At 70.1% G+C, this 10,311-nt stretch carries 8 protein-coding genes; 4 read left to right on the plus strand and 4 right to left on the minus strand.

Annotation, left to right across the window (positions count from 1 at the left end; genetic code table 11):
* Positions 1-925, minus strand: a 925-nt coding sequence (locus ABT085_RS37855) for an RNA-guided endonuclease InsQ/TnpB family protein (protein ID WP_351618859.1), incomplete at its 3' end; no start/stop codon positions are given.
* Positions 926-1,197: 272 nt separating this feature from the next.
* On the opposite strand from ABT085_RS37855, the gene ABT085_RS37860 reads away from it, so the two are divergent.
* Positions 1,198-2,088 (plus strand): prohibitin family protein, encoded by an 891-nt coding sequence (locus tag ABT085_RS37860; protein WP_351618862.1) that lies wholly within the window; start codon positions 1,198-1,200, stop codon positions 2,086-2,088.
* A 350-nt stretch (positions 2,089-2,438) separates the two neighbouring features.
* On the opposite strand, the gene ABT085_RS37865 is transcribed toward ABT085_RS37860, so the two are convergent.
* Complete coding sequence (locus tag ABT085_RS37865) at positions 2,439-3,929, minus strand: APC family permease (RefSeq protein WP_351618865.1); 1,491 nt, start codon at positions 3,927-3,929, stop codon at positions 2,439-2,441.
* 184 nt (positions 3,930-4,113) lie between these two features.
* Here ABT085_RS37865 and ABT085_RS37870 point away from each other — a divergent pair, with 184 nt between their 5' ends.
* Positions 4,114-5,607 (plus strand): PucR family transcriptional regulator, encoded by a 1,494-nt coding sequence (locus tag ABT085_RS37870; protein WP_351618868.1) that lies wholly within the window; start codon positions 4,114-4,116, stop codon positions 5,605-5,607.
* Positions 5,608-5,722: 115 nt separating this feature from the next.
* Here ABT085_RS37870 and ABT085_RS37875 read toward each other — a convergent pair whose 3' ends face one another.
* Entirely contained in the window at positions 5,723-6,388 is a 666-nt protein-coding gene (locus ABT085_RS37875) for a GntR family transcriptional regulator (RefSeq protein ID WP_351618871.1), read from the minus strand.
* 162 nt (positions 6,389-6,550) lie between these two features.
* Positions 6,551-7,744 carry a CaiB/BaiF CoA transferase family protein gene (locus tag ABT085_RS37880; RefSeq protein ID WP_351618874.1) on the minus strand — a complete coding sequence of 398 codons (1,194 nt, stop codon included), beginning with the start codon at positions 7,742-7,744 and terminating at the stop codon, positions 6,551-6,553.
* A gap of 90 nt (positions 7,745-7,834) precedes the next feature.
* On the opposite strand from ABT085_RS37880, the gene ABT085_RS37885 reads away from it, so the two are divergent.
* Complete coding sequence (locus ABT085_RS37885; RefSeq protein WP_502982907.1) at positions 7,835-9,055, plus strand: acyl-CoA dehydrogenase family protein; 1,221 nt, start codon at positions 7,835-7,837, stop codon at positions 9,053-9,055.
* 489 nt (positions 9,056-9,544) lie between these two features.
* On the plus strand, positions 9,545-10,177 hold the full coding sequence (locus ABT085_RS37890) for a hypothetical protein (protein WP_351618880.1): 633 nt from the start codon (positions 9,545-9,547) through the stop codon (positions 10,175-10,177).
* Positions 10,178-10,311: the final 134 nt, after the last annotated feature.

The raw sequence follows: 10,311 nt of genomic DNA on the forward strand, positions 1-10,311 counted from the left end.
ACCGGCCCTTGTACTCCAGCATGCCCCGAAACTCCGACCACGCCGCATCACTGATCGCGCGGGCCAAGTGGCCGTTCTTCACCATGTTCCGCACCGCGAGGTCCTCGATCACGATCGTTTGATTTTCACGAACGAGCCGAGTGGTGAGCTTGTGCAGGTGGTCACGCCTGCGGTCGGTGATGCGGGCGTAGACCTTGGCGACCTTCCGGCGGGCCTTGGCCCGGTTCGCTCCCTCGCCCTTGGCCTTGCGGGCAAGCCGCCGCTGGGCTTTGGCGAGGCGGGCGCGGTCGCGGCGTTCGTGCCGGGGGTTGGGAACCTTCTCCCCGGTCGAAAGGGTCAGCAGGTGCTCGAGCCCGACGTCGACGCCGACGGCCGTGTCGGTGGCGGGCAGCGGTTGCACGGAGGAGTCCTCGCACAGCAGGGACACAAACCAGCGGCCCGCAGCGTCCTGCGACACGGTCACCGTCGACGGGGAAACTCCCTCCGGCAGCGGACGCGACCACACGATGTCCAGCGGCTCCGCCATCTTCGCCAGGATCAGCCTGCCGCTTTGGAACCGGAACGCGCTGGCGGTGTACTCCGCCGACTTCCGCGACCTCTTGCGCGACATGAAGCGCGGATACCCGGCGCGTTGGCCGAAGAAGTTCGTGAACGCCGTCTGCAGGTGCCGCAGCCCCTGTTGGAGCGGGACCGAGGAAACGTCGTTGAGATAGGCGAGTTCCTCGGTCTTCTTCCAGGCCGTCAGCATCGCCGACGTCTGGTTGTAGTTCACCCGCTCCTGCCGCGTCCACGCCTCGGTACGAGCCGCAAGAGCCAGGTTGTAGACCTTCCGCACACAGCCGAACGTACGCGACAGCTCCGCCGCCTGCGCATCGCTCGGAAAGAAGCGGTACTTGAACGCCCGCTTCACAGGAGTCGCCCCCACAACTCACACACTACCCCGTCAATTTGCGGCGGAGCGCGAGTGGTTGGGCTGGACGCCGGTCCGCCCTGGAGGCGAACCAGCTCTCCCTGCCCCGCTCCGCGGGAGCTTCGATTCCTCCCGGCCTGAAGGCCGGGGTATCCACGAAGGAAGGCCCCGATGACTGTTCATCCAGTTGTCCGTTCACTCCTGCCCCATTGGTCCCAGTCGCCGATAGGCTGCGCTGCCGGCCGCTCCGGGGGGAGCGGGGATCCATGTTCCCAAGGGGGATTTCAATGGTCGTACTGTGCGTCCTGCTGCTCCTAGCGGCGGTCGCCGTGTTCTTCGTCGGCCGTGGCCGCGACGGGAACGGCTGGAAGGTGGGGGCGGCCATCAGCGCGCTGGGCGGTGTTCTGGCCGGCGTCTTCGCCTGCGTCCACGTCGTGAACGCCTACGAGGTCGGCGTCCCAGTGACCTTCGGGAAAGTCGGCACGTCGCTGACCTCCGGCCTCCACTTCAAGTCGCCGTTCACCGATGTCACGTCCTTCTCCACCCGCCCGGTCGACCTCGACCTGCATGGCAAGGACGTCGTCGAAGTGCGCTCCGCGCAGGGCGGCGTGCTGTATGCGGACGTCACCATCAAGTGGACCGTAGTGCCGTCGAAGGCGGTCGCGCTGTACCGGCTGGCGGGTACTCAGGAGGCCATCCAGGAACGGCTGGTGGTGCCTGACAGCCGCGAGATCATCCGCAATGTCTTCGCCAAGCACACCAGTGAGGAGGGATACGCCTCCGCCCGTGAGCAGATCGGCGCGGAGATCGAGACGGTCGTCAAGCAGCGCCTGGCACCGCGCGGCATCGATGTCACCGCCGTCAACCTGCGCAATGTGAAGCCCTCGGACCAGCTCCAGGAGCAGATCGACAAGAAGATCCAGCAGGAACAGGCCACCGAGCGCGCCGTCGAGGCCTCCCGCACGGCCAAGGCGGAGTCGGAACGCAAGCGCATCGAGGCGGAGGGCATCGCCCGCGCCAACAAGATCATCGAACAGTCCCTGACCGACAAGGTCCTCTACAACCAGTGCCTCGACGCCTACAAGGAGGCCGCCAAGGCCAACCCGGTCTACGCGGTCCCCTGCGGCACGGACTCGAACGGCACACCGGTCATCGTGGACAGCACCAAGAAGGACTAGGAGTCACCCCGTCATGGGGTGCCGTCCGTCCAGTTCCTGTTCGGGTGTGCCGCCTCCTCGTCCAGGGTCAGCTGGAGTGGCTTGCCGGTGCTGTCCGACGGCCGCTCGACCGCGGCATCGACGTCCGCCTCGGTGGACGGCGGCTCGCTCAGGTAGGGCTCGCCGGTGCTGGGGTCGGTGATCTCGGCCGTCTGCCCGTCTGCCCGTCTGCCCGTCGGCCGGCTGGGCGAACGCGCCGCCGATCAAGTTCTGCACCATGCGATCGGATACGGAGTGAGCCTTTCGGGTCGTCGGCACGGCACATGAGGGCGCCGCCGCGGGCCGCGCGGGCAGCGCCCTCATGTGGTTCGTCAGCTCGGGATGGCGTCGCCCGCGGGGGCCTCGCTGCGCCGGTCGGGCTTGGCGACGAACAGGTACACCAGGCCCAGGCCGATGACCAGGACGGCCGAGATGATCACCAGGTAGTTGTCGTACCAGGCCGCGTCCGGAGTGCGCGGCCACGCCATGTTGACCGCGGCCGCCACTCCGTAGACCAGGGCGGCGATGTTCACCGGCAGGCCCCAGGCACCGAGGCGGAACGTACCGCTGGGCCGCCAGCCCCTCAGCCGTGCCCGCAGTGCGGCCAGGACGACCATCTGGAAGCCGACGTAGATGCCCAGTGCGGCGAAGGAGACGATGCGGGTCAGCGCGTTGGCGGAGATCGTCGAGCCGAGGATCACCAGCGCGGGCAGGATCGCGGTCACGGCCAGCGCGTACGGGGGCACGTGCCGGGCCGGGGAGAACCGGGCCAGGTACGTGCTGCCGAAGATCATGCGGTCGCGGGCGTAGGACTGCAGCAGCCGGCTGCCGGCGGCCTGCAGGCTCAGGGCGCAGGACAGGAACGAGATCAGTACGACGCAGAGCACGATCCGTGTGCCGATGTCGCCAAAGGCGCCGCGCAGGACCGTGTACACGGGGTCGGCGTCCTGGCCGCTGATCACCGCCCCGAAGTCGGGCACCGCGAGCAGCAGGGCGACGGCCACGAAGGTCGCGGCCGCACCGCCGACGTAGATCGTCATGCGCATCGACTTGGGGATGCGCCGGCTGGGGTCGCTGACCTCCTCCGCGACGTCGCCGCAGGCTTCGAAGCCGTAGTAGAGGTAGAGGCCGACCAGCCCGGAGGCGAGGAAGGCGGAGGTGTACGAGCCCGACGACCCGGCGCCGAAGGTGTGCAGCACGACACCCAGACCGTGCTCGCGATGGGTGGTCAGCAGCCAGATCCCCACCACGACGGCACCCGCCAGCTCGGCGGCGAAGCCGAAGATGGCGGCCGAGGTCATGACCCGGGTGCCGCCGAGGTTGAGCAGGGTGGCGATGAGGATGACGGCGAGGGCGCACAGGACGGTGCTGGTGGTCCCGGGCGCGAATCCCAGGATCAGCGCGACGAACGGGCCGGCGCCGTAGCTGACCGAGGCGATGGTCGCCAGCAGTGCCAGCGCGTACACCCAGCCCGCCATCCAGGCCCAGCGGCGTCCCCACAGCCTGCGTGCCCACGGGTAGATGCCCCCGGAGACCGGGAACTGGGAGACGATCTCGCCGTACACCAGGGAGACGAGCAACTGGCCGACGCCCGCGATGACCAGGCTCCAGATCATCGGCGGGCCGCCGGTGGCCAGGGCGAAGCCGAACAGGGTGTAGACGCCGACGACGGGCGAGAGGTAGGTGAACCCGAGGGCGAAGTTGCCCCACAGGCTCATCTCCCTCTTGTACTCGGAGGTATAGCCGAGGGCGGCCAGCGCGGCGGCGTCGTCCTCCGGCGGAGAGGATTCGTCGCCCGTTCTCAATGCATTGGTTTCGGCCATCGGGGCTCCCAGGTCTGTTCTCGGAGGCTCGACGGGAAGGCTTCGCAGCCCCGTTCGAGTGGGGTCATGTTAGGTTTCCGCCACTCGGCGGCAGCCGCGCCGAATCGTTGAGATTCAGCCTCGCCGCCGCTCCAACCTGTCCAGGGACGTGATGTCTTGGACCAGTGCCGTCCGGAGCGTTGACATGCCGGTGACCATCGCCGATCTCCTCAGCCTTCCCGGGCTGGGCCTTCGCCTGCTCACCGGGGATGCGCAGCGGGTCGTACGGTGGGCGCACGCCGTGGAGTTGCCCGATCCCGCCCCCTGGCTGCAGGGCAGCGAGCTCGTGCTGACCACCGGTCTGCGGCTCGGCCGCTCCGCACAGGCGCAGCGCGAGTACGCCGACCGGCTGGCCGACGGAAAGGTCACCGGGATCGGCTTCGGCACCGGCCTGAGCTACGACCGCGCGCCGACGGCGCTCGTCAAGCAATGCGCGGCCCGCGGCCTGGTAGTGGTCGAAGTCCCGTTGGCCACACCGTTCCTGGCGGTCAGCCAGGCTGTCGCCGCGGCACTGGCACAGGAGCAGAACGCGGCCTTCAGACGGGTGCTGGCCCACCAGCACCAGATGACCAGGGCCGCACTCGGCAAGGGCATCCCCGGCATCCTGCGGCACCTGGCCAAGGCGCTCGACGCCGAGGTGGCGGTGACCGACGCCCATCAACAAGTTCTCGGAGCGGCGCCCGGGGACGGCGCCGCTCTTGTCGAACGGGTTCGGGTCGAAGTCGGTTCGGACAGCGGCCGGGCGGCGGGGCCGCTGGGGCTGAGCGTCCGCGACGGGAGCAGGCACCTCATGGTCCAGTCGCTCGGGGTCGCCCGGACGCGGCGCGGGCTGCTGGCGGTGGCGGCCGACACGGAGTTCACGCCCCTCGACCAGTTGCTGCTCACCCACGCGGCCTCACTGCTGTCGCTGGAACTCGAACGGCCGCAGGAGGTCGTGCAAGCGCACCGGGCGCTGCGCGCGGCCGTCCTGGGCACACTGCTCGACGGCGGCCTCACCGCGCAGGCCGCGCACCGGTCTCTGCGTCACCTCGGCTTCGCGCCGGCCGACCGGCTGGTGGTCCTGCTGTTGCTGCAGTCCAGATACCAGCGGCCGGCCCTCGTGCAGCAGGCCGCACGCAGCCTCGACGACCTCGCCTCATGTCCCTATCTCCTGCGGGAGGAAGAGGACGGCGTGGTGGTCGTGACCCGCATCGCGGATCTGGACACGGTGCTGGACACCCTCGAAGCGGCCGACGTGACCATCGGGGTCAGCGGCGGCACGACACCGGACGACCTGTCCGCCGCGCTGCGCGCCGCACGATACGCCGCCGCCCAGGCGAAGGCGGATGGCCGGCGAGTGGCGCGTTACGGGCAGTTGCGGCTTCCCGCGCTGCTCGCGGACGCCACCGTGCGCACGGCCGTCGGCCACCTGGCCGACGATCTGCTGACGCCGCTCGAGGAACATCCGGTGCTTTACCAGTCGTTGGAGGCCTTCCTGCAGCACAACGGCGGGTGGGAGCCGGCTTCGCGGGCACTGGGGGTGCACCGGCACACCTTGCGCCACCGCATGGCCCGCGTGTCGGAACTCACCGGCCTCGACCTCGAATCGGCCCAGGACCGGGCGGCCCTGCTGCTGGCGGTCCTCTCACGCCGGTTGTAGAGGGGCACGGAGCGGTCCTCGCGCCATCCCCGGCCCCGCAGGCGCGACCGGGGATGTCCTCCGTCCCTGCCGTAGGCCTGCGGCCTGCGACGCCGCGACAGGGCGGCGGCCTTCGTCAGCTGTCCCGCAGGATCCCTTCCAACGCGGCCACCGCGTGCCCCCGGTGCTCGTCGAGCAGGCGTACCGCTTCCTCCACCTGCCCGGCCCGCAGCGCGTCCAGCACCATGCGGTGCTCACGCAGCACATGGTCGCGATGGCTCTCTTCGGCGTAGTACAGGGCGCGGTAGGCGTCGGTGGTGTCCCACAGGGTGGCGATCAGCCGGACCAGGCGCGGCATGCCCGCCGCCTCGTAGAGGATGAAGTGGAAGTCACGGTTCGCCAGCGTCATCGCGGTGACGTCGGCTGCTTGCGCCGCGGTCTCCACCTCACCCTGGGCCGCCTCCAGCGCCTCCATCGTCGCCGCGTCCCACCGCTCACCCGCCTGCCGTACGGCCTCGGCCTCCAGGATCTCCCGCAGGCGGTAGACCTCACGGAGATCGACCAGGGACAGGACGGCGACGAAGTAGCCGCGGTGCGCCTCGTGGCGCACCAGGCCCTCCGCCTCCAGGGTCTTCAGGGCCTCGCGCAGAGGGAGCCTGCTGACGCCGAGCCGCTCGGCCAGCGCATCCTGCCGGACCGGTGCGCCCGGCTCCAGCTGTCCGCTGGTGATGGCCCGTCTGAGCTCCCCCAGCACGAACTGCTGGGTGGTGGGCGGTCGCCGCCTCGGGGTCGGGCTGGTCATGGCGGAGCTCTCCAAGTAATGCCGTGGTGGCTGGGAATTCAGGCCGGTGGAACAGGCTGGTGGAACAGATGGGTGCATCAGATGGGCGGGGCAGATGGGCGGGTCAGTGGTCCGGTCGCCTGATGGCGGCGCCCTGTGGAGCAGGGCGTTGGGCCGGACGGTCTACGCAGTCGCGTCCCGTGGGCCGGGACGCCGCCCGAACCGCGCGAGGACCTCGCCGGTGTGCTCGCCGAGCCTCGGCGGTGCACTGCGGTAGGCGGCGGGCGTGGCACCCAGCCGGATGGGGTTGGCGACCTGCTCCACCGGCTGGTCGCGCCGTGGATCGCGGATCGTGACCCGGGCTTGCAAGCCGAGCCCGTCGGCGAGCTCGAAGGCCGCCGCCAGATCGTTGATCGGTCCGCATGGCACGCCGGCGGCGGTGAGGACCTCGAACCATGTCTGCGCCGGACGCGTGCGCAGCGGTGCGTCGAGTGCGGCGAGCAGGTCCTCACGGTGGGCGACCCGGTCGGGATTGGTCGCGAAGCGCGGGTCGCCGGCCAGTTCGGGGACACCCAATTCCCGGCAGAGCGCCGCGAATTGCCGGTCGTTGCCGACGGCGAGGGCGAGGGGCCGGTCGGCCGCCTCCACCACTTCGTACGGCGCGATGGACGGGTGCCGGTTGCCCATGGCCCGCGGAACGATCCCGCCGGCGACGTACGCCGAGGACTGATTGCTGAGCGCGGAGAGAAGCGAGGCGAGCAGGGAGACCTCCACCCGCTGCCCCTCCCCCGTGCGCTCGCGGTGGCGCAGCGCGGCGAGCACGCCCATGCCCGCGTGCAGCCCGGTGATGATGTCGACGAGGGCGACACCGGCCTTGGTGCCGGATCCGTCCGGCTCGCCGGTGACACTCATCAAGCCGCCCATCGCCTGGACCAGGAGGTCGTATCCGGGCAGCGCGGCGCCGGCGTCCGTCCCGAAGCCGGTGACCGAGCAGTAGACCAGGCCGGGGTTGAGGGCGTTCAGCTCCTCGTAGCCGAGGCCGAGGCGCTCCATGGTGCCGGGCCGGAAGTTCTCCACGAGCACGTCGGCGCGGACGGCGATGTCCCGTGCGGCGGCCCGGTCGCGGTCGTCGGTCAGGTCCAGGACGACGGAACGCTTGTTGCGGTTGACGCCCAGGAAGTAGGTCGCCTCGCCGTCGGCGTAGGGCGGGCCCCAGGCCCGGGTCTCGTCGCCGCTGACCGGGCGTTCGATCTTGACGACCTCGGCGCCGAGGTCCGCCAGGAGCATCGTCAGGTACGGTGCCGCCAGCACGCGGCCGAAGTCCGCGACGACGATCCCGGACAGGGCCCCGGGCGGGGCCGTTCGGTCAGGTGACATGCGGGCTCCCTCCATGTCTTGGCAAGCACTGGGCGTGCGGCTACGATCCGAATTGGATCCAACATCCCAGATCCGATATCCGTGACCGGCATGTTAGCGCCGCCCCTCACCGTTGTCAGCACGTCAGGAGAGCCCGTGTCCGCCCAGCCCGTGCACCCCCTCGATCTGTTCGGGATCGACACCCTGCTCAGCGACGAGGAGCGCGACATCCGCGACACCGTCCGCGCCATGGGCGACCGCGAGCTACGGCCGCACGTCGCCGACTGGTTCGAGACGGGCGCCATTCCGGCCCGCGAACTCGCTCTCTCGCTCGGCGAGTTGGGCGTCCTCGGAATGCATCTGCAGGGCTACGGCTGCGCCGGCACCAGCGCGGTCGCCTACGGCCTCGCCTGCATGGAGCTGGAAGCCGTCGACTCCGGCCTGCGCAGCCTCGTCTCCGTCCAGGGCTCGCTGGCGATGTACGCGATCTGGAAGTACGGCTCCGAGGAGCAGAAGCAGCAGTGGCTGCCCGGCATGGCCGCCGGCCGCTTCATCGGATGCTTCGGGCTGACCGAACCGGACGCAGGCTCCGACCCCGGCTCCATGCGCACCCGCGCCACGCGCGACGGATCCGACTGGATACTCAACGGCGCCAAGATGTGGATCACCAACGGCTCGGTGTCGGACGTGGCGGTGGTCTGGGCCCGCACCGACGACGGCGTGCGCGGCTTCCTCGTCCCCGCGGGCACTCCCGGCTTCACCCGCAACGACATCAAGCAGAAGCTGTCCCTGCGGGCCTCCGTCACCAGCGAACTGGTCCTGGAAGACGTCCGCCTCCCCGCGGACGCGATGCTGCCCCAGGCCCGGGGCCTGTCCGGCCCGCTCGGCTGCCTCAACGAAGCCAGGTTCGGCATCGTCTTCGGCGCGCTGGGCGCCGCCCGGGACTGCCTGGAGACGGCGATCTCGTACGCCGGCGACCGCACCGTCTTCGACCGCCCGCTGGCCGGCTTCCAGCTCACCCAGCAGAAGCTGGCCGACATGTCCCTCGAACTCGGCAAGGGCATGCTGCTCGCCGTACACCTGGGCCGTCTGAAGGACTCGGGCAGGATCACCCCGGAGCGGATCAGCGTCGGCAAGCTCAACAACGTCCGGGAGGCGATCGCGATCGCCCGCGAGTGCCGCACCGTCCTCGGCGCGAACGGCATCACCCTCGAATACCCGGTACTCCGTCACGCCAACAACCTCGAGTCGGTTCTCACCTATGAAGGCACCAGCGAGGTCCACTCGTTGGTCATCGGCGGCGCGGTGACCGGTATCGCCGCCTTCCGCTGAGCGTCTCGGCCGACCGCCGGCCCCGAGATGGGGCCAGGCGCTCGGAGCGGGCGCTTCCTGGGCCCGTTCGCGCCCCGACGAAGCACCGCGCCGGACGGCATCGCCACGGAACCACTTCAGGCACACGCCAGGGGAACAGCATCGCAGGCGTGCGTTGCGGAAGACGGCCGGCCGCATGCTCACCGGACTGCGGCCGGTCGCCATCCCCGTCCGCCGCCAGGGCACTTCGATGACGACATCTGCATGGGCCAGCTCAGTGGCGGCGTGTTGGGCGGCTCGGAGTAGCCCGCGACACTACGAAGCGCCCCGCTCCCTTACCTCATCAGCGGCGAGGCAGCGGGGCGCTCGTGTTCGGTCAGCCGCCTTCGCCATCTCACCCTGGGCAACCGTCCAGTCACAGGTCGGTGACGACGGGTGAACTGCCTACCTCGAGCGTGACAGCCGTGCTCTAGCGTGGTCCGCCTGAACCAGGAGCACTCGGGGGGAAACGTGCGAACCCGCATCATCGGCACCATTACAGCAGCGGTCACCATCGGCCTGCTCGCAGCCTGCGGCCCCAACGACACAGGCGCGACATCGCCTGACACGCCGTCGGCCGGACAGGACACCAGTCGTGCCGCCGACGGCAAAGCCGGCAACGCCAAGGCCGGCGTCCCCAACTTCGTCGGCATGGGCCTGCAGTCCGCCCAAGACGGAGCGCAGGCGGCAGGCTTCTACACACTCACCTCGCATGACTCGCTGGGCAGAGACCGTATGCAGATCCTCGACCGTGACTGGAAGGTCTGCTCCCAGAACGTGAAGGCCGGCAGCAAGCAGGCTACGGACACCAAGCTGGACTTCGGGGCGGTGAAGCTCGACGAGACCTGCCCCGCGAAGGATCAGGCCCCGCCGTCTGCCGCGAACGGCATCATGCCGGACTTCCGCGGCAAGAGCGTGAAGGCGGCCCGGGGTGCCCTCGACTCGGGCACGTCGATCACCGTCACCGACGCCGGCGCCGACGACCGCATGGTGCTGATCGAGTCCAACTGGCAGGTGTGCACCCAGAGCCCGGCCGGCGGGGCGAAGCTGAGCGGGCAACCAGTGACGTTCACCGCGGTCAAGTTCGGCGAGTCCTGCCCCTGACACGGCGAGTCGCCCCGCTCGTCCTGTCGGGGGGGGCCGAGCGGGGGCGGGGGGGGGTGTTGTGGCCGCCCGGGGGGCGGGGGCCCCGGTTAGCGGGGGGGGGTTTTTAGGGGGGGGGGGGGGGCCCGGGGGGG

The organism is Streptomyces sp. NPDC002265 (genome assembly GCF_040296125.1).
In the GTDB taxonomy this organism is placed as follows: domain Bacteria; phylum Actinomycetota; class Actinomycetes; order Streptomycetales; family Streptomycetaceae; genus Streptomyces.

Bases quoted from the DNA above. Each gene is read 5' to 3' on its own strand.
- ABT085_RS37860 (WP_351618862.1), top strand. From the start codon at position 1,198: ATGGTCGTACTGTGCGTCCTGCTGCTCCTAGCGGCGGTCGCCGTGTTC.
- ABT085_RS37865 (WP_351618865.1), bottom strand. From the start codon at position 3,929: ATGGCCGAAACCAATGCATTGAGAACGGGCGACGAATCCTCTCCGCCG.
- ABT085_RS37870 (WP_351618868.1), top strand. From the start codon at position 4,114: ATGCCGGTGACCATCGCCGATCTCCTCAGCCTTCCCGGGCTGGGCCTT.
- ABT085_RS37875 (WP_351618871.1), bottom strand. From the start codon at position 6,388: ATGACCAGCCCGACCCCGAGGCGGCGACCGCCCACCACCCAGCAGTTC.
- ABT085_RS37880 (WP_351618874.1), bottom strand. From the start codon at position 7,744: ATGTCACCTGACCGAACGGCCCCGCCCGGGGCCCTGTCCGGGATCGTC.
- ABT085_RS37885 (WP_502982907.1), top strand. From the start codon at position 7,835: ATGTTAGCGCCGCCCCTCACCGTTGTCAGCACGTCAGGAGAGCCCGTG.